The sequence below is a fragment of the Pseudomonas sp. AU11447 genome (assembly GCF_001672555.2).
Taxonomy (GTDB): domain Bacteria; phylum Pseudomonadota; class Gammaproteobacteria; order Pseudomonadales; family Pseudomonadaceae; genus Pseudomonas; species Pseudomonas nitroreducens.
Genome location: NZ_LZDG02000054.1, coordinates 24916 through 42174, shown reverse-complemented (window position 1 = coordinate 42174; position 17259 = coordinate 24916). Strand labels below are relative to the sequence as shown.

Genomic DNA, 17259 nt, shown 5'->3' with positions numbered 1-17259 from the left:
CCCTCGACAGTACGCCCGCCTAGACCGCAGGACGAACAGCCTGTAACCGCTTATCCGCCAGCCCCTGGCGGCGAATAACGCTATCGCGTTTTCAACCCTACTCAGCCACCCCGCAGGAGCGAGCCTGCTCGCGAACCCGCTGCCACCGCCTCAATCCCGAAGCGACCAGCCGCTAGGCAACAACCCCTTCCACGCGATTGCGCCCCGAAGTCTTGCCCCGGTACAGCGCCGCATCGGCCTGCTGCAGCACGCCATCCAGCGCATGCGCGCTGCTGAATTCAGGCGAAACACCGATGGTCGCCGTACAGCAGATCGGCTGACCCGCACCGATGCCGGGCACCTGGCTGTGCTCAATCGCCACTCGCGTACGCTCCGCCAGTTGCAAGGCACCCGCTCCGTCCGTGTTCAGGGCAATCACCACGAACTCCTCGCCGCCCAGGCGGCAGATCAGGTCGCCCTGGCGCGCCGTGCTCTTGAGGACTTCCGCGACATGGCAGAGCACAAGGTCGCCCACCTGGTGGCCGTGGGTATCGTTGATGCGCTTGAAGTGGTCGATATCCACGATCAACAGGTAAGCCGCACCCGCACGCCGGGAGCGGAAGTGCGCCTCCAGCCCGTCGAGCAAGCCCCGCCGGTTGAGCAGATGAGTGAGCGGGTCATGGGCGGCCATGGTGCGCAGCTCATCCGTCAGGCGTCGCAGCACCAGCCAGACGGCGCACGGAGGCAGCACCGTCCCCAGGAAGGACATGTAGATGTAGAAGGTTCGCTGGAAGCTGCTGCTCATATCCAGCGCGTCCATTCCTCCGTGGAGAATCATCACGAACTTGATCGCATTCAGCGCACAGATGCCGCCGATCAACACGGCAAACACCACCATCTCGACGCGCAGATCCCTGGCAACGGTTCGTCCGGCATACAACACCGCCACGGTCATGGCCAGGAACAGCACCGCACAGGCCCCCGCCAACAGCGCGTGGCGCGCCGCCGAGCCGAACAGCGTCTGCACCAGCACCTGCGCCAGCAAGTAGCCGGCGGCCAGCGACAGCAGTGGACGCCACACTGGCGTGGGGCGGTCGAAGAAACGCAGCGCACCCAGCACATAGGCCACCGGCGCGCAGAGCGTCAGCGTGTGGTTGACGACACTCATCACCCCCCAGCTTGCCGGGCCGCCGAGCAGTTGCAGGATGTAGGCGAGCCCCAGCAACAGATTGCCCAGCGCAAACACATCCATGCCCATCTTCCGGCCATTCAGTCGCCTGCTGATCAGCAGGAACATCACGCAGAAACAGAGCAGGTGCACGCAGAGCATGCTGAGGATGACAGTCGTAACCATGGATTCGCGCTAGTGGAGGGATGGCAACGGGAGCCGAACAGTGCAGGAGCGGCGCAAGCACGCGCCTATGATGCTCCTGGAGTGCCAGCGCATGGGGCATGGCTATTTACAATCACGGATCGTAGTCACACGGAGCAACGGAAGGCAATCTCCGCGCCACGCACAACGCAGGCCCAGTTCGACTGCACTGAATCGTCGGAGCGGGCGGCCTACCTTACCCTGCTCCGTGCTGCCCTCTCCCACTTGCGGGAAGCGGGCTCCCGGGACTCGGTCGGATAGGAGCCCGCCGCTGCTCCACCGCAACCGGCTACTCCCTGCGCCACCAACGCCCGCGCCGCTCCTCACGCATCAATCTCGGCACCTCATGCATCGGCACCCACAACTCCCCCTGCCAATCCAGCACCGCCAGCGCACGGCCGTCCCCTCTTGCCTGCATGCGCTGCGGGAATCCCGCCCTGCCAGGCTCCTGATCCCTCAATACCGGCAACACATGCCCAGTGATCCACCGACGCAACTCCCGATGCTCCGGATCGCGAAACCGATGCAGCACATGGAAAGCGCCAAAATCATTCACCAGCAACGCGACCTCCTCGCCGCCGCCCGTCACCAGGCGCGCTTCACGAAACAGATCATCATCCAGACGAAGAACATAAGTCTCGACCCGCTCGCGGATCAGATAGCCCAGCTCGCGGGCGACCAACCAGGGCTGGTTGTCGATCAACACACCGCGCAGGGAACGGTTGTAGCGGTGGAAAACGGTGGGAACGTAGATGTCGTCCATGGAGTTGAGACCTTTGTGGTTAATCCAGAAAGGCCACTCCCCCGTCGCCAAACGGTAGGGGTGGCAGAACCGCGCAAGGTTGGCGAACCGGAACCACAGGACCGGCAGACCCGAAGGTCTCCCTGCGCGGCCTGCCATAGCAAGACACTACGAACGTAGGAATACGTCGCAGCGCTATAGGCGCGGTCGCGCTGTGGATTTCGGGTCGCCAAACCCGCCCCCTGTCGCTTTCACAGGGGCGTCGGGAGGTTATGGGGAAGGCTGGAAGAGGTCAAGCCAGGCGATCCATCCGGCATGTTGCCAAAGGGCAGCTTCCGACCCATTGCGGACATTGTCCCTGCACAGTTCTAATCGCGGCTGCCCGGGTATGTAATTGACCTAGCCGTGCCGAGTCGGGCGTCCGGGCGCCGCCAAGGTGCGAATGCTGATATTTCACGGGAGGTACACCTGTGACCCCGGACGATCTTGATGGACTGGATGTGGCGTGGATAGCAGTCGATGCCCTCGGGCAACTTGCCATCTTTACCACCAGTGGAGCCGGAACCGTTCCATTCACAGCCGTTGCATCGATCAATATCACCGAACCGGAAGTCGATCTGCTTCCCGAAACGTCGGGCTTCGATCTGCTGGTCAATCTTCCGCGCCCGGATGATTTCGTTAGGTTCGCCAAACGTGGATTCTTCGCTTACGACTGGTCGGACGTCCATCGAGTAACTCAGCTTCGGATCGAAGGCTACGAGCTGCAAGCACGGCCGCTGCGGCCGTTAACGCTTAAAGAACTCCCCGCTTCGATGCAACTGGCTGCCGCGGCTACCGAGTTGCCCGATGTTTCGTTCGGCGCCTTGGTGATCCCAGCTGCGCTGCTGAAGACCTAGGCGCGCGGATGTCCGCTACTGTCCGGTAACTGCCCTTGGCCGATGTACGTTTCAGACGTCCAAAGGGACGTATAAGGCAGCTAGTAGTTACCTTGCCAGTGATCTAAGAGGTCGGCGACTTCACTCAGGGGGCGACTGAGTTTGGCTCCGTGCCTTGTTTCTTCTCGGCATCGGCGGCAGGCCCTGGACTGGTGGTTTCCGACTTCGCACGATTTCGTCGGTCTAGGGTCCGTTGCCGAGAAGCCTGCTGCTTCGCGTACAACGCTTGAGCAGATGTCACAGTGCCGGCTGCCTGGCCGTTCAAGTCCAGACGCGGTGCATTCTCCACCATGCTTGCCCAGTATCGGATTCCTCGGCACCAAGTGGCGATGCCCAGCTTGAGCTGTTCGCTGGTTATTCCGAGCTGCTGCAGGTGTTGCTCAGCATCCTTGAGAATGCCCTCCTTGAGCGGCACCTTGGGAGCCGGATTAACAGGGAAGGCCAATGGAAAGTGCTTCTGCAATCTCCAGATCACTTCCACCGCGGGATCTTGGTCGCGAGGCTTTACCTGGGAGGAGGTCTTCCGCTGGCGGTGCTTGGTGCTTTCGGCTTTTACCTGCTCTTTTTCAGCCCGCAGGCGGTCGCGGAGCACGGCTAGTTGTTCAAAACCCATCGTTCAGTTCACAGCTTCTTGGTTGATTGCTTGGCGCACGATTATTCCACGTATCCATTGGGAACATCTGGATCAGCACAAATCGCCTCTGATTTAGCGGTCCCTCAATGGCCGCTCCTAGCCGATTTCTGCCTGTGACGTGGGGCAGCTACCGACCCATTGCGGACATAGATGCATGACGAGGCTAGTCAAGAAGCGTCAGTCCAGATTTACTCTCTGAGCCAGACGGCCATCCTCTAATTGTTTCTATGCTCCAGAAGGGAAACTGTTCTGTTGCGAAGGACGCGCGCTCCATGAATACCTATTGCCCCACCTTTTGGCCGAACGGCCCTGCGGTTGACCACAGCGATCCGATGGTCAAGCTCAATGACCTGCTGCCTGCTATCGGCAGCACCACGTCTGCTTGCTTCGACAGATATGACCGACCAACTGTTGGGGAGACCGTGCGGCTTCTCTGGATCCCTCCTGTATCTGACATCAATGGCTGGAGTGAGCAGCCATCTGAGATATCACTGAGCTACCTGCTGACGGCAATTGTTGTCAGTGATGCGTCCGAGGTAGATCCATCACACAGCAGTTCGAGTCTCATTCTTCGAGGTAAACACAGGTATGACCTCAGGATACTGTCTCGGGAGCGCCTGTTGTCTGCGCTGAAAGCTACTCATCCAGACTCCAGTTCCTGGCGCCTGCCGGTAATTGCCAGTGACCGAGGCGTCACTCAGCTCTGGGATGATGTGCTCTGGTGCGGCAAGGCAAGCGTGGAAGGATTGATCTATCTGGCTGCAACTACTCGCAGCTCGGCGTTTATGGAGATGCTATTGGATCAGGAAGGTGATGAGCTCATTGGACTGTTCTCTTTGCACGTCAATCCTGGTGGAGCCGACTGCTCACTAGGTAGGCAGCGCCTTACATCTGTTGAGCAGAGGGTGATTCGACGAGCAATGGATAGGGCTCAGCTACTCGTGGATTCGCAGGCGCCTTACATCATGACTGGAGCTTAAAGAACAGCGTTTCCTGCTGGTGTATTCATGTCCGCTTCTGGCCGATAGCGGTCCCTGGCGAGCAGCCTCGTCCTAACAGTTCATTGGCGGCAACCGGACACATCTGCATCCCTTGGCACCGCCGAGTGACCGTAACTATTTATTGCGCCGCGTGTTCATCGAACAGAGGGGCAATCTCCCCGCCCTGAACCTCCGCCCCTGCCCTGAAATGGCCGCCAGCCACGGCGCACAGCAGCTGCGAATTCACCTGACGCGCGTCGCAGAAGCCCGGAGATAGGCCAGTCGAGCCGGCGAGCCAGAGCGCTTGCCACCGCGCTGTCATAAAAATTTCACAGGACCAGATCACAGTATGGCAGCCCGATATCAAAAGGATTGCCCTCGATGAAAAGCTTTGTGAAATCTGCTGCGATCGCCGTTACGCTGTCCATGTGTGCCACTTCCGTCACCTTTGCCGACGAAAGCGTCCGCCTGACCGGCTCTGGCGCCAGCTTCCCCGCTCCGATCTACCTGACCTGGTTCAAGGACTTCAGCAAGAAATCCGCTGGCGTCACCGTGGATTACCAGTCCAAGGGCAGCGGTGCGGGCGTACAGGATTTCCTCAACAAGACGGTGGACTTCGCGGCCAGTGACTCGGCCATGAAAGACGAAGACATCGCCAAGGTTGCCGAAGGCGTGCAACTGCTGCCGATGACCGCCGGCGAAATCGTCCTGGCGTACAACCTGCCGGGCAGCCCCAAAGGGCTGAAACTGCCGCGCGACGTTTACTCCAACATCTTCCTGGGCAAGATCACTCAGTGGAACGACCCGCAGATCGTCGCGGCCAACCCTGAGCTGAAGCTGCCGGCCCTGCCGATCACCGTTGTCGTGCGTGCGGATTCCAGTGGCACCACCGCTGTGTTCACCAAGCACATGTCGACCATCAACCCGGAGTTCAAGACTGCCCTGGGTGAAGGCAACACCGTCAACTGGCCGGCCAGCGACAAATTCATCAAGTCGCCGAAGAACGATGGCGTGACCGCTACCGTTCGCCAGACCCCTGGCGCCATCGGCTACATCGAGTATGGCTTCGCCAAGCTGGCCAAGGTCGACTTCGCCGAGCTGCAGAACAAGGCCGGTCAGTACGTCGTACCGAACGCAGAAAGCGGTGCTGCGGCCCTGGCTGCCGTGAAGTTCCCGGAAAACCTGGTGGCCTGGCTGCCCGATCCGGACGGTGCCCAGTCCTACCCGATCACCTCCTACACCTGGATGATCTTCCGCAAGCACAACGAGAGCCCGGCCAAGGCCAAGGCGATGCGTGAAATGGTCGAGTACGGCCTGACCGAAGGGCAGAAGATCGCTGATTCGATGGGCTACATCCCGCTGCCGCAAGCCGTTGTCGATCAGGTTCGCAAAGCTTCCGCCAACATCCAGTAACGCCTGCGAGTCTTCATCCGGCGTGGGCTGTCAGCCACGCCGGATGAGATTTCCACCTGTTCCGGAACTCCCCCCATGACCCAACCTTTTGTCGTACCGGTAAATCCGGACTCTGCCTGCCAACCGCCATCCGCGAAGGATTTCCTGGTTGACCGGACCTTCCGTGCCATTGCACGCCTGGGTGTGGTCCTGATTCTGGTGCTGGTCGTTGCCCTCGTGTTCGAAGTCGGCCGCAAGGCCCTTCCGGGCATGGAGAAACATGGCCTGGACGTTCTCCTGGGTTCGGTCTGGGACGTCAACCAAGGCAAGTACGGCATTTTGCCGGCCATCTGGGGCACGCTCTACAGCGCACTGATCGCGCTGCTGATCGCAGGCCTGTTCGGCGTCAGCATGGCGATCTTCCTGACCCAGGATTTCCTCCCCGCCAAGCTTGCGGCGGTGTTCCGTACCATCGTCGAACTGCTCGCCGCCATCCCCAGCGTTGTTTATGGCCTGTGGGGGATCTACGTGGTGATCCCGGCCATTCGCCCGCTGACGGCGTGGCTGAACAGCGAGCTCGGCTGGATACCCTTTTTCGGCACATCGTTGAGCGGGCCAGGGTTGCTGCCCGCCTCTCTGGTGCTTGCCATCATGATTCTGCCCACCATTGCCGCGGTCTCGCAGGACGCTCTTGCCAGCGTGCCGATGAAGACCAAGCAGGCCGCCTACGGCATGGGAACCACACATTGGGAAGCGATCCTCAAGGTGATGGTGCCCTCCGCTGCCACCGGCATCTTCGGCTCCCTGGTCCTGGGCCTGGGCCGCGCACTGGGTGAAACCATGGCCCTGGCCATGCTGGTCGGCAACGCGAACACCATTTCCCTGTCGCTGTTTGCACCGGCCAACACGCTGGCAGCCTTGCTGGCGCTGAACTTCCCCGAAGCCGGGCCGAACGAGGTTGAAGTGCTGATGTATGCCGCACTGGTGCTGATGTTCATCACGCTGATCGTGAACGTACTCGGCTCCATGATCATGCTTTACGCCCAGCGGGGGACCAAGTAATGACCAGCCTCACTCCTACCGCATCTGCCCTGCCGAGCCTGCAGCGCAAGCTCGAGGGCCGTGCCCTGCGCAGCCTGGTGCTGACCACGCTGGTGTGGCTGGGCGCCCTGCTGGCCAGCGTGCCGCTGATCTCAGTGCTCTACATGCTGATCACCCGCGGTGGTGCGCGCCTGAGCCTGGAAGTCTTCACCGAACTGCCACCGACCGGCTTCGAGACGGGCGGCGGTTTCGGCAACGCGCTGGCCGGCACCTTCGTCATGGTCGGTATCGCCGCCGCCATTGCCGTTCCGGTTGGCATCATGGCAGCCGTCTTCCTGGCTGAACTGGGCCCGGACAGCAAACTGGCGAGCGCCGCGCGCTTTGCCGCCAAGACGCTCACCGGCCTGCCCTCGATCCTGGCCGGGGTCTTCGCCTACGCCCTGGTCGTGATGACCACCGGTACCTACTCGGCACCGGCGGGTGGCGTGGCACTGGCCGTGCTGATGCTGCCGATCGTCGTGCTCACGGCCGAAGAGTCGATGAAGATGGTGCCCAAGATCATGAAGGATGCCGCCTACGGCATGGGCTGCACCCGCGCCCAGGTCATCTGGAAGATCGTGCTGCCCACCGGCCTGCCGGCGATCCTCACCGGCGTCATGCTGGCCGTGGCGCGCGCCGCAGGCGAGACCGCGCCGTTGCTGTTCACCGCGTTGTTCAGCAACTACTGGATCTACCACGACGGCAGCCTGGCAGTGATGAACCCCACGGCCTCGCTTTCCGTACTGATCTACAACTTCTCCGGCATGCCCTTCGACAACCAGCTCGAGCTCGCGTGGGCCGCATCGCTGGTGCTGGTGATGATCGTGCTGATCGTGAACGTCATCAGTCGCATTTTTGGCAAGCCCAAGTTTTGAGATACGGAGCATCCGAATCGTGAACACAGCTACTGCACAGAAAGTCGCCCCGGTTGGCTCCGAGACCCAGGTGGTCATGGACTGCAAACTGGACAAGATTTTCTACGGCAACTTCATGGCGGTACGTGACAGCCATGTGCCAATCGAAAAGAACAAGATCACCGGTTTCATCGGCCCTTCCGGCTGTGGCAAGAGCACCGTGCTGCGCAGCCTGAACCGGATGAACGATCTGGTGCGCGGTTTCCGCTTCGAGGGCCATGTGCATTTCCTCGGGCAGGACGTCTACGGCAAGGGTGTGGACCCTGTCGTCGTGCGCCGCTACATCGGCATGGTGTTCCAGCAACCGAACCCGTTTTCGATGAGCATCTTCGACAACGTCGCGTTTGGCCTGCGCCTCAATCGCTACAAGGGCGACATCGGCGACCGGGTCAAGCATGCCCTGCAGGGCGCCGCGCTGTGGGATGAAGTGAAGGACAAGCTGAAGGTGAGCGGCCTGTCGCTCTCCGGTGGCCAGCAGCAACGCCTGTGCATCGCTCGCGCCATTGCCACCGAGCCGGAAGTCCTGTTGCTGGACGAGCCGTGCTCGGCACTCGACCCGATCGCTACCCGCCGTGTCGAGGAGCTGATGGTCGAGCTGAAGAAGGACTACACCATCGCGCTGGTCACCCACAACATGCAGCAGGCCATCCGTGTCGCTGACACGACGGCATTCTTCTCGGTGGACATTTCCCAAGGCACGCGCACGGGCTACCTGGTCGAAATGGGCGCGACGAAGCAGATCTTCGAAAGCCCGCGGGAAAAAATGACCGAGGACTACATCAGCGGCAAGTTCAGCTGAGTCGAACCTGCAGTCGTATGAAGCCTCTCATCTTTTCTTCAGGGTTGCCCATGCCTGCCACGCGCCGTCTTGATCTGCCAGCGATTGAACGTGCGCTGCGTGAGGTGCAAGGCCGTTTCGGCGAGCTCAGCCAGTGCTTTACCGAGCCGCGTGATCCGTTCACCGATGAAGTGCTGCACAACGTGCTGGAGGGCTACGCCCTGATCGACGACTACGTCGCACGGGGCGTCGACCTGTTCGATCTGCAGCAGGTCAACCTGATGCTGGAGATCAACGCCACCGTACTGTGCGGCCGGGACCCTGCCCGTCGGCTGGAATTCGCGCCGCACCTGGCGGCCACCGAGGCGCACTTCTTCAACAACGTGGAAGGCGGCATCAAGGACCTGTTCAACTGGTACTGCGCGTATCACAGCGAATCGGTGTGGAAGCGCGCGGCCGGGGTCTATGTGCGGATTCTGAGCAAGCCGCAGTTGTTCATCGAAGGTAACCATCGCAGCGGCTCGCTCATCGTCAGCTATCTGCTGCTACGTGCCGGGCTGCCACCGTTCGTGCTGACCCTGGACAACGCCAAGGGTTACTACAACCCGTCATCAGTCATCCGCAACTCTGCCAAGCATGGCGTAAAGGCGCTATTCGAATTGCCCAAGATCAAGAAAAAGTACGCAGCCTTCCTCGAAGATCAGGCAGCGGATTCGCAGCGATTCTTCCTTGGCGAAAAACACACCTCCGCCCATCAGGGAGGTGCCTGATGACCACCCAGCCCATGCTCGCAACCTGCCTGGCCATCAAGGATCAGCTATGGGACGCCATGAAGGGCTCCCTTGCGCCTTACCGATTCGGACGCCCGCGCATACGGATTTCGTTCGATATCGATGACACCCTGGCCTGCCTCCCCCACCACAGCGACGTCGAACCCAGCAGGCTCCCGGTGTTCATTCATCGCTGGCTTGGCGAACCACTGCGTATCGGGACCCGCTCCCTGACCCGGGAACTACGCCGCCAGGGCTGCAGCATCTGGGTCTACACGTCCTCCGGCCGCACACCGTCCTATATCCGGCGCTGGCTGTTGTTGTACGGCATCCACGTCGACGGCGTGGTCAACAGCGTTCGGCACAACCAGGCCCTGACCGAGCGAGGGCTGGCGAACTCCCCCTCGAAACTTCCGCCGGCATTCGATATCGACCTGCATGTCGATGACTCCGAAGGCGTGAAGAGCGAAGGCCATGACCACGGGTTCCGCGTCGTTGTCGTACGGCCGGACGATGAGCGCTGGGCGCAGAGAGTCCTGGACTCAGTGGCTGAGCTCCAGGAAATGCTGGATCGACAACAGCAGCCAATGGCTACAGCGGCGTAAGCCATCAACCACGCGGCTCGTTGCTTACTGGCAAACGTCTTCACCCTGCCCGTCGCGCAGACCCTGCAGCTTCGCGGATGTCGGTCCTTGGCCGACTCCCTCAAGGTTACGCCCTGGCTTAGCGCACCGTGCGGGCGCCTCCCCTCCTCATCGTTGGACTCTCCCGCTCAGCAGGCCACTTCAGGCCAATCCAATCGCCTCCGCACGCCAGGCTGCTGACGACCCTCTGTCGAATTACCCCGCCCCGACGCCGCTGATCTTTGACAGTGTGATCCCCCAGTCCCATGCTGAGCGGACACCTGACGCCCCATGAGTCGCCAGCGCCTCAGCGCCGTGGGCGATCACTCGTAGCAAAAGCCTGTACACCTGACTTCCGGCGCAGCGCCCATGCCTGACCTCTCGCATCTTCACAGCCAAGTCTCCGAGTGGGTAATCGGCCCCATTACTGCCCAGCTCTCCGGCCTCTTCGACCTCAGTGGCCGCGTCGGCGTGGTGTTCCTGCTGTGTTCCTACGCCATCGCCTACGCGCTGTTCCGCTTCCGCCGGCACCGTGGGCTGACACAATCGACGTCGTTCTGGCAGTTCATCGGCGGGGCGCGGGTTAATTTTCATCGCTCGGCGCTGCTGGATTACCGCTACTACCTGGTGCGCGGCATCCTCAACGTGGTGTTGCTGGTACCCATCATCGGGCTGGTCGATCCCTACATCCTGCGCTCGGGCGACTACATCGCCTTCTTCACCAACCTGTGGGGCGCGCGGCCGCAGATGGGCGAGAACCTGGGCCTGTCGCTGCTCTACGGGCTGGGGGTGTTCCTGGTCAGCGACTTCAAGAACTACTGGGTGCACCGCGCCTTCCATTCGCGCTGGCTGTGGGCGTTCCACAAGGTGCACCACTCGGCAGCGGTGCTGACGCCGATCACGGCGAGCCGCGTGCACTTCGTGGAGAAGCTGGCAGCGAACCTGGCCGGAACCGCGCTGCTCGGCGCCTACGCCGGCGCCTTCTGGTACCTCTGCGGCGGAGAGATCAGCGCCTATACGCTGTTCGGCGTGACCTACCTGATCCTGCTGTTCAACGTGCTGGGAACCAACCTGCGGCACAGCCATGTGTGGCTGTCCTTCGGGCCGGTGCTCGAACATGTGCTGAACAGCCCCGCCCAGCACCAGATCCACCACAGCGACGCGCCCCGGCACTTCAACAGGAACTTCGGTATCAACCTGTCGCTGTGGGACTGGCTATTCGGCACGCTCTATGTCACCCAGCGCGAGCCGGAGCCGATCCAGTTCGGTGCCGGGGAGCAGGACGATGCACGGTATTCGTCGTTGTGGAGCCTGATCGTGACGCCATTTGGTGACATTGCAAGGAAGGTGAGGCCATTTCACAGAGCGTCCGCCACAGTTCCGAAATCATCCTGACTAGGCCGCGTACTCTGGTCCTACAACCTATTCCCAGTCTCACGCTTAAAAGCAACTTCGAGCACGGTTCAAAAGCTCGTTAGCCGGCATACAGATCGGCCGCTTCCGACATTCGCCCTACCCTAACCCTTGGTAGTTTTCGACTTCTGTCTGGTCTCCCAGCAATCAGGAGGCCTCAGCTACCCAGGAGGCAACGCATGTCCGAAGTACCCGCACTCCCCGCTTACTACTCCAATGAAGTTTCCGAGGCGTTTCTCCAGAAGCTGAGGCAGCCCGCCTTCACAGAAGAAGAACTCTCCACCTTCAACCCTGAAATCGCCGCTGAAGTACGCAGGAACCAATCCGCCCAACTAACCCGCTCCGTCATCGGCATCCGCAGGCTGGCCACCGAAGGCAGCCAAAGCCGACTGGGCGGCCAAGTGATGCGCGGCAGTTCCTCCGGGACAACCATACTGGACAACGGGAGGGAGGTTACCTTCGCCTGCAAGGGCGACCCTGTCCAATATCCCGACGGGAGCCTCGCTTTCATCGCCACGGGAGCTGGAAAAGCCTACTCCGATATGGCCTTGGTCGGCAGCCGACTGGACAATGGCGACGAACTCATCAATACGCCGCAAAGCGCATTAACGCTGGTGATGTATGAAGACCATGCGTGGGACAGTGACTTTCTTCCCGAGATCGGGGGCGAAAGATGAATCGCGCCAATATTCACGGGCGTGGCCAAGCCCTGCACGGCGACAAGACCACCAGCGGCGCCGTCCTGATCAGTACCTTGCAGCGACACGCCACGAGCGATCGTCGAGGAATAGTGCGTAGGGGCGACCCCACCACAACATGCCCCAAGTGCGGAAAGCCGGGAGTCGTCGTCGAGGGCGATCCCCGAAACCGGTGGAGGGGCGAATTAGCCGCAGTGGATGGCCATATCGTGAGTTGTGGCTGCCCTTATGGGAGCAATCGGATTATTGCGCCGTTAGGGGAGCTTTCATCTGTACCCAAACAATCAATCGCCAGCAGTTCACCCAACACTCTCGAAGCTCCTCCGTCCGTAGAGAGCTCCGACTTCAGCCAGCAGTTCTTGATTATGGATGAAGCAACCGGAACCCCTCTCCCCAACACGAATTACAAAATAACCACCGAGTCCGGAATAGAGCTTCAGGGGAACACCGGAGCAGATGGAATGACCCAAAAAATATTCACCACATGTGAAGAGGAAGTGACCATATATATTTATGGTGACACCATCCCATCAGAGCACAACTCATAAATTCTGAATTCCGCAAAATACCAGAAAGTCAAAAAACAGAATTCAACCACTCCAGATTGATCTCAGATGACCAATAAAATACGTATAAAAGCCGGCATAAGCCGGACAGCGCGACGAAACCAATCCAAGCCCACGGTAGTAAATATTGACAGCAGACCCATCCGAAAAGCAGAAAATGAAGAATATTTAAAGAGCCAGAACGTAAGGGCTTTCTTGTCTGCAATCGCCTGGGCCGAAGGCGGCGACTATCATGCAAAGGCTGGAGCCTGGAAAGATCCAAAAAAATGGCATTTTACCAATGAGTCCACTCATCCGGGGGCTGGGCTAAGCGGATCTACAGCAGCAGGGCGATATCAGATAACTATCGCGACCTGGCGTGATCACGGAGTGAAAGGCATGGGCATCAGCGATTTCAGCCCTCATACACAAGACCTTATTGCCGTAAGCATCCTCAAACGAGCCGGTGCGGTACAACCCCTGCTCGTCAACGACTTCAAAAACGCTATGGAAAAAGCTTCTGGTCCATGGGCGGCGCTAGAGAAGGGCCCTGAACAAGGAAACAGGCACCCTCCCCAGCCATTTAAAAAATACGAAGACATTCGGGAAAAATACATTGAATTTGGCGGTAGAGACGGGAGGTAGCAGTTGTGCGAAAAAATATTGCATTGATCATATTTTCCACAATCGCGATCGCTTGCAACGCTTCCCCTCACGAACCATCCTTCAAAGAATTTCGAAAGGAATTAATTAACAATGGGTGGACGCCATTCACATTCGAACAAAGAGAATATAACGATTTTCCTGTGACCGGCGAAGAAACGGAACTTTTCGAAGAAAGGATATATGAAGTTGAAAGTTGCTCAATGGACGGCGGCGTATTGTGCATACTTTGGTACATCAAGAAGGGAGGCTGCCTCACGCTCACCACTCGTGGAGAGGATTTGAACAACATGAGGGTGATTACCCGACAGAAAGCCAGCTGCCCGAAACAAACTAAACGCTGACACCGAATTAATGTATCAATAGCGTTTGCGCATCTTCCTAGCGAGAAACAGGGGCCGCATAGCCCCTTCCCACTAAACGTCAGTTCTCATTCCCACACCCCTGCCCCCACACCGGATACCGCAGCGTATGCCGTTGCCCGGTGCTGTCCTCGTAGATCATCTCAACCTCGCGAATCCCGCAGAAGTCCAGCTCCGGTGCCTGCACCACGCGCTTGATGTCGAGCTTCTGGCCGAAGTGATAGTCCTCGGCGGGTGGTGCGTCCTGCGCGGCGAGAGCCGCGCAGGAGGTGAAGAGGCAAACCACGGCGAGCAATCGCTTCATGGCCGTTCTCCTGAGGAAGTGGTACGTGGCATGGGGGCGCCAGTCATGCTCGGGAGCACTTCATCGCGACGAATGAGCCCGTGGAACAGCGCGGCGGCCAGGTGCAGGAGGATGGTCGCCAGCAAGGCGTAGGCGATGACGGTGTGAGCGCTGCGCAGGATCGCGTGGAGCTGCACCGAGGGCGAGACCAGCGCGGGCAGTTCGAAGCCACCCCACAGCACCACGGGGTACCCGCCGGCCGATTGCATGGTCCAGCCCACCAGCGGCTGGGCCAGCAGCAGGCCATAGAGCGCGAGGTGCGAGAGATGTGCGGCGCTGCGTTGCCAGCCGGGCATGTCGCTGGGCAGCGCGGGGATGCGCTGGGTCAGGCGCACCAGAATACGCAGCAGCACCAGTACCAGCAGCGCTGCGCCCAGGGGTTTGTGGATGGCGACCAGCGCGGCATGGCGCGGGGAGACGCTGGCGACCATGCCCAGGCCGATCAGCAGCATGGCGAGCACCAGCACCGCCATGAGCCAGTGCAGCACGCGCAGGGAGAGTGGGAAGTAAGTCGGTTTCATCAGTGGGTCTCCTGGGCCTGCTCACGGGTGCGGCGGTTGAAGGATTCCGAGTAGGCGGCCGAGCGCGCGCTGAGCAGCGGGTCGTCGGAGGCGCGGATGCCGTCGGGGAGGATCAGCGGGTCGTAGTTGACGTCGCGGCAGTCGCCGCCGATCTCCGGCTGCAGGCGCTCGATCACCAGTTCGCCGGCATCCACCGTGCGGCGGCTGGCAGGCCAGGCCTGGGTGGCGTCGCTGGTGCTGTCGCCGGGCTCGCCGAGGGTGAACTGCAGGCGCCAGCGCAACGGGCCGGCGGCAATGCGCTGGGCCAGTTCGTCGGCGAGGAAGTCGGCGTCGCCGCGCTTGTCGGCGGCCAGCGGCTCGACCGGCGCTTCAGGCTGCACGGACCAGCGCACGGGCTGCTCCTTGCCGTCCTTGTTCACCAGGTAAAAGGCGTTGAGACCGTAGTAGGCGCTGTTGGCGTAGCTGGAGGATGGCGTGGAGGATTTCACCCATTGCAGGAAGGGCCCGGTCTCGGGGTGCGCCTTGAAGAAGGCGCCGGCCTTGGCCGGGTCGGGCTTGCCGGTGCCCGGTTGCGGTGCGGTGGCCTGCTGCAGGGCAAAGAAGCTGGCGACGTCGCGGACGACGAAGACCGGCATGGCGTTCATGCCGGTCCGCCATTCCTGGCCATCCTTGGGCAGGAAGCGCAGCGCCAGGCTGCGGATCGGGGCCGCACCGTCGCTGGCCTTGGGGTTGCCGCCGGGAATGGCCAGGCGCCCCACCACCGGCACGCGGCCGACCGAGAACAGGCTGGCACGGGACAGATCGGCCAGCCCGCCGTTGCTGTCGAAGTGGCCGATCACGCACAGGCCCTTGGCGTGGTTGCGCCGATAGCCGGGATAGACGCCGCCGTTGTGCTCCAGGGTGTTGATGACCTTGTCCGGGGTGAGGCGCTGCGGGTCGAGCCAGCCGGCGACGTAGGCGAAGACGGCGGCCACGCCGAGTACCACGGCGCCGATGGCGGCCAGGCGCAGGGGCACGTTGGGTGTGGGTGTTTCTGTCATTTCCAGCTCCTCAGGCTTAGGCTGAATGCGTTGAGCCGGTACGACGCACCGTGCGCCGGGTTATTCCCGATCACTGCCAAAGAATTATTTTTTCGCAGGCAGGGAATAGATTGCCGCCGCAGTCGTCTTTCTCGCTCGAACCCACCCACTCCCCGGCGCCCCGATGCATTCACTGGACGACCATTCACTGCGCGAACTGCTGCCCCGGCTGCGGCGCTTCGCCCTGTCGCTGACCCGCAGCCCGAGCAGCGCCGACGACCTGGTGCAGGCCACGCTGGAGAAGGCGCTGTCGGCCTGGACCGGCCGCCGCGATGACGGCGACCTGCGCGCCTGGCTGTTCTCGATCCTCTACCGGCACTTCATCGACGGACAGCGCCGCGCGAAGCGCTACGCGCGCCTGCTCAGCCTGTTCGGCGCGGACAGCGCGGTCAGCGCATCGCCCGAGGACATCGTCAGCGCACGCTCGACCCTGGAGGCCTTTGAGCGCCTACCCGCCGAGCAGCGCGCGCTGCTGACGCTGGTCAGCGTCGAAGGCCTGAGCTACCGCGAGGTAGCCGAGGCACTGGATATTCCCATGGGCACCGTCATGTCCCGCCTGTCGCGCGCCCGCACGGCGCTGCGCGCGCTGAGCGAAGGACAGGCGGCGACTCCTTCTCTGCGGGTACTGAAATGAACGAACGCATTCCCGATGAGCATGATCTGCACGCCTACATCGACGACCAGCTCGACCCGGCGCGCCGCCAGTGGGTGGAAGCCTGGCTCGCCACCCACCCGGACGACGCCCGTCGCGTGGAAGGCTGGCGACAGGATGCACAGCAACTGCGCGCGGCCTTTGCCGGGCAGGCGCGTAGTGCAATTCCCGAACAACTGGACCCGGTGCGGATTCGCCGTCAGCTCCAGCAACGCCGTCGAACCCGGCTGGCCACGGCAGCGGCGCTGCTGGTGGCGCTGGGCGTCGGCGGCATGGGCGGCTGGCAGATGCGCGGCGACGCGATGATGCGCGGCATGGTGCCGATGCAGGACGCCGTGCAGGCTTACCGGTTGTTCGCCGATGCCAGCCAGAGCGGGCTCGACCTGCGCGATGGCGGCGACCTGAACGGCTGGCTGGCGCGTTACCTGAAGAACGCGGTGCCGCCACCGGCGCTGGAGCAGGTTGGCTTGAAGACAGTCGGGGCGCGTCTGCTGGCGACGGAACAGGGGGCGGCAGCGCTGGTGATCTACGAAGATGGCCAGGGCCGCCGGCTGACCTTCTTCATCCGTCCGCCGGGCCCGCGCCATGAGATGTTGCCCCAGGGGCAGCGCACGGATGGGGACCTGCTGGCACGTTACTGGAGCCAGGGTGGCTACAACTACGCGCTGGTGAGCCGCAGCGATGATCCGCAGGCGCAGGCCGTGGGGCAGTTGGTGGGGTTCTAGCGGAAGAAACAAGGTTTAGGCGCGCTCCGTGATTCACGAGCAAGGAGCGCACCGAGGCA

Annotated in this window: 20 protein-coding genes; 14 read left to right on the top strand and 6 right to left on the bottom strand. The window is 61.4% G+C overall.

The genetic code is table 11. The features are described 5' to 3' along the window. Positions 1-172: 172 nt before the first annotated feature. The gene (locus A6723_RS21310) at positions 173-1333 is read right to left on the bottom strand and encodes a GGDEF domain-containing protein (RefSeq protein ID WP_054910264.1); all 1161 of its coding nucleotides are present in this window, start codon (positions 1331-1333) and stop codon (positions 173-175) included. A 307-nt stretch (positions 1334-1640) separates the two neighbouring features. After that, positions 1641-2114 (bottom strand): hypothetical protein, encoded by a 474-nt coding sequence (locus tag A6723_RS21305; protein ID WP_054910265.1) that lies wholly within the window; start codon positions 2112-2114, stop codon positions 1641-1643. Between the two features lie 449 nt (positions 2115-2563). On the opposite strand from A6723_RS21305, the gene A6723_RS21300 reads away from it, so the two are divergent. After that, the gene (locus A6723_RS21300; RefSeq protein WP_054910266.1) at positions 2564-2989 is read left to right on the top strand and encodes a hypothetical protein; all 426 of its coding nucleotides are present in this window, start codon (positions 2564-2566) and stop codon (positions 2987-2989) included. A gap of 124 nt (positions 2990-3113) precedes the next feature. Here the strand turns inward: A6723_RS21300 and A6723_RS21295 are convergent, their stop codons facing one another. Next, a complete protein-coding gene (locus A6723_RS21295) occupies positions 3114-3641 on the bottom strand; it encodes a ProQ/FinO family protein (RefSeq protein ID WP_054910267.1) in 528 nt (175 codons plus the stop codon). 293 nt (positions 3642-3934) lie between these two features. Between A6723_RS21295 and A6723_RS31440 the strand changes: the two genes are divergently transcribed. The 11 genes from A6723_RS31440 to A6723_RS31430 all read left to right on the top strand — a co-directional run bounded on the left by A6723_RS31440 (position 3935) and on the right by A6723_RS31430 (position 13500). Further along, positions 3935-4642 carry a hypothetical protein gene (locus A6723_RS31440; RefSeq protein WP_082450818.1) on the top strand — a complete coding sequence of 236 codons (708 nt, stop codon included), beginning with the start codon at positions 3935-3937 and terminating at the stop codon, positions 4640-4642. Positions 4643-5023: 381 nt separating this feature from the next. Beyond that, positions 5024-6055, top strand: coding sequence for a phosphate ABC transporter substrate-binding protein PstS (gene pstS, locus A6723_RS21285; RefSeq protein ID WP_054911195.1), 1032 nt, complete (start codon positions 5024-5026; stop codon positions 6053-6055). 75 nt (positions 6056-6130) lie between these two features. Then, positions 6131-7096, top strand: coding sequence for a phosphate ABC transporter permease subunit PstC (gene pstC / locus A6723_RS21280; RefSeq protein ID WP_054911194.1), 966 nt, complete (start codon positions 6131-6133; stop codon positions 7094-7096). After that, positions 7096-7989 carry a phosphate ABC transporter permease PstA gene (pstA, locus tag A6723_RS21275; RefSeq protein WP_065348203.1) on the top strand — a complete coding sequence of 298 codons (894 nt, stop codon included), beginning with the start codon at positions 7096-7098 and terminating at the stop codon, positions 7987-7989. Before pstC ends, pstA begins: the two co-directional genes overlap by 1 nt. A 76-nt stretch (positions 7990-8065) precedes the next feature. After that, a complete protein-coding gene (pstB, locus tag A6723_RS21270) occupies positions 8066-8827 on the top strand; it encodes a phosphate ABC transporter ATP-binding protein PstB (protein WP_054911197.1) in 762 nt (253 codons plus the stop codon). A 50-nt stretch (positions 8828-8877) separates the two neighbouring features. Next, the gene (locus A6723_RS21265) at positions 8878-9576 is read left to right on the top strand and encodes a hypothetical protein (protein ID WP_054911192.1); all 699 of its coding nucleotides are present in this window, start codon (positions 8878-8880) and stop codon (positions 9574-9576) included. Positions 9577-9635: 59 nt separating this feature from the next. Then, complete coding sequence (locus A6723_RS21260; RefSeq protein ID WP_054911196.1) at positions 9636-10181, top strand: hypothetical protein; 546 nt, start codon at positions 9636-9638, stop codon at positions 10179-10181. A gap of 387 nt (positions 10182-10568) precedes the next feature. Further along, positions 10569-11594, top strand: a complete 1026-nt coding sequence (locus A6723_RS21255) for a sterol desaturase family protein (protein ID WP_054911191.1) — start codon at positions 10569-10571, stop codon at positions 11592-11594. Between the two features lie 197 nt (positions 11595-11791). After that, positions 11792-12289, top strand: coding sequence for a PAAR domain-containing protein (locus tag A6723_RS21250; RefSeq protein WP_054911190.1), 498 nt, complete (start codon positions 11792-11794; stop codon positions 12287-12289). Beyond that, a complete protein-coding gene (locus A6723_RS32710; protein WP_082450925.1) occupies positions 12286-12858 on the top strand; it encodes a PAAR domain-containing protein in 573 nt (190 codons plus the stop codon). The genes A6723_RS21250 and A6723_RS32710 overlap by 4 nt, the downstream gene beginning before the upstream one ends. Positions 12859-12924: 66 nt before the next feature. Continuing rightward, positions 12925-13500 (top strand): hypothetical protein, encoded by a 576-nt coding sequence (locus A6723_RS31430; protein ID WP_218187790.1) that lies wholly within the window; start codon positions 12925-12927, stop codon positions 13498-13500. A gap of 441 nt (positions 13501-13941) precedes the next feature. Here A6723_RS31430 and A6723_RS21245 read toward each other — a convergent pair whose 3' ends face one another. Genes A6723_RS21245 through A6723_RS21235 form a run of 3 tightly spaced genes read right to left on the bottom strand, consistent with a single transcriptional unit; the run spans position 13942 to position 15784 of the window. Beyond that, the gene (locus A6723_RS21245; RefSeq protein WP_054911189.1) at positions 13942-14184 is read right to left on the bottom strand and encodes a DUF2790 domain-containing protein; all 243 of its coding nucleotides are present in this window, start codon (positions 14182-14184) and stop codon (positions 13942-13944) included. Beyond that, the gene (locus A6723_RS21240; RefSeq protein ID WP_175405571.1) at positions 14181-14744 is read right to left on the bottom strand and encodes a cytochrome b; all 564 of its coding nucleotides are present in this window, start codon (positions 14742-14744) and stop codon (positions 14181-14183) included. Before A6723_RS21240 ends, A6723_RS21245 begins: the two co-directional genes overlap by 4 nt. Next, positions 14744-15784, bottom strand: a complete 1041-nt coding sequence (locus tag A6723_RS21235) for a catalase family peroxidase (RefSeq protein WP_054911187.1) — start codon at positions 15782-15784, stop codon at positions 14744-14746. The genes A6723_RS21240 and A6723_RS21235 overlap by 1 nt, the downstream gene beginning before the upstream one ends. Positions 15785-15947: 163 nt before the next feature. Here A6723_RS21235 and A6723_RS21230 point away from each other — a divergent pair, with 163 nt between their 5' ends. After that, positions 15948-16457 carry a sigma-70 family RNA polymerase sigma factor gene (locus tag A6723_RS21230; protein ID WP_054911186.1) on the top strand — a complete coding sequence of 170 codons (510 nt, stop codon included), beginning with the start codon at positions 15948-15950 and terminating at the stop codon, positions 16455-16457. Next, positions 16454-17200: an anti-sigma factor gene (locus tag A6723_RS21225; protein WP_054911185.1), complete on the top strand. Its 747-nt coding sequence runs from the start codon at positions 16454-16456 to the stop codon at positions 17198-17200. Before A6723_RS21230 ends, A6723_RS21225 begins: the two co-directional genes overlap by 4 nt. Positions 17201-17259 lie beyond the last annotated feature (59 nt).

What these genes read in the sequence shown, in the direction of transcription:
- A6723_RS21310 (WP_054910264.1), bottom strand. Translation starts at nt 1,333, where the DNA reads ATGGTTACGACTGTCATCCTCAGCATGCTCTGCGTGCACCTGCTCTGT.
- A6723_RS21305 (WP_054910265.1), bottom strand. Translation starts at nt 2,114, where the DNA reads ATGGACGACATCTACGTTCCCACCGTTTTCCACCGCTACAACCGTTCC.
- A6723_RS21295 (WP_054910267.1), bottom strand. Translation starts at nt 3,641, where the DNA reads ATGGGTTTTGAACAACTAGCCGTGCTCCGCGACCGCCTGCGGGCTGAA.
- A6723_RS31440 (WP_082450818.1), top strand. Translation starts at nt 3,935, where the DNA reads ATGAATACCTATTGCCCCACCTTTTGGCCGAACGGCCCTGCGGTTGAC.
- pstS (WP_054911195.1), top strand. Translation starts at nt 5,024, where the DNA reads ATGAAAAGCTTTGTGAAATCTGCTGCGATCGCCGTTACGCTGTCCATG.
- pstC (WP_054911194.1), top strand. Translation starts at nt 6,131, where the DNA reads ATGACCCAACCTTTTGTCGTACCGGTAAATCCGGACTCTGCCTGCCAA.
- pstA (WP_065348203.1), top strand. Translation starts at nt 7,096, where the DNA reads ATGACCAGCCTCACTCCTACCGCATCTGCCCTGCCGAGCCTGCAGCGC.
- pstB (WP_054911197.1), top strand. Translation starts at nt 8,066, where the DNA reads ATGGACTGCAAACTGGACAAGATTTTCTACGGCAACTTCATGGCGGTA.
- A6723_RS21265 (WP_054911192.1), top strand. Translation starts at nt 8,878, where the DNA reads ATGCCTGCCACGCGCCGTCTTGATCTGCCAGCGATTGAACGTGCGCTG.
- A6723_RS21260 (WP_054911196.1), top strand. Translation starts at nt 9,636, where the DNA reads ATGAAGGGCTCCCTTGCGCCTTACCGATTCGGACGCCCGCGCATACGG.
- A6723_RS21255 (WP_054911191.1), top strand. Translation starts at nt 10,569, where the DNA reads ATGCCTGACCTCTCGCATCTTCACAGCCAAGTCTCCGAGTGGGTAATC.
- A6723_RS21250 (WP_054911190.1), top strand. Translation starts at nt 11,792, where the DNA reads ATGTCCGAAGTACCCGCACTCCCCGCTTACTACTCCAATGAAGTTTCC.
- A6723_RS32710 (WP_082450925.1), top strand. Translation starts at nt 12,286, where the DNA reads ATGAATCGCGCCAATATTCACGGGCGTGGCCAAGCCCTGCACGGCGAC.
- A6723_RS31430 (WP_218187790.1), top strand. Translation starts at nt 12,925, where the DNA reads ATGACCAATAAAATACGTATAAAAGCCGGCATAAGCCGGACAGCGCGA.
- A6723_RS21245 (WP_054911189.1), bottom strand. Translation starts at nt 14,184, where the DNA reads ATGAAGCGATTGCTCGCCGTGGTTTGCCTCTTCACCTCCTGCGCGGCT.
- A6723_RS21240 (WP_175405571.1), bottom strand. Translation starts at nt 14,744, where the DNA reads ATGAAACCGACTTACTTCCCACTCTCCCTGCGCGTGCTGCACTGGCTC.
- A6723_RS21235 (WP_054911187.1), bottom strand. Translation starts at nt 15,784, where the DNA reads ATGACAGAAACACCCACACCCAACGTGCCCCTGCGCCTGGCCGCCATC.
- A6723_RS21230 (WP_054911186.1), top strand. Translation starts at nt 15,948, where the DNA reads ATGCATTCACTGGACGACCATTCACTGCGCGAACTGCTGCCCCGGCTG.
- A6723_RS21225 (WP_054911185.1), top strand. Translation starts at nt 16,454, where the DNA reads ATGAACGAACGCATTCCCGATGAGCATGATCTGCACGCCTACATCGAC.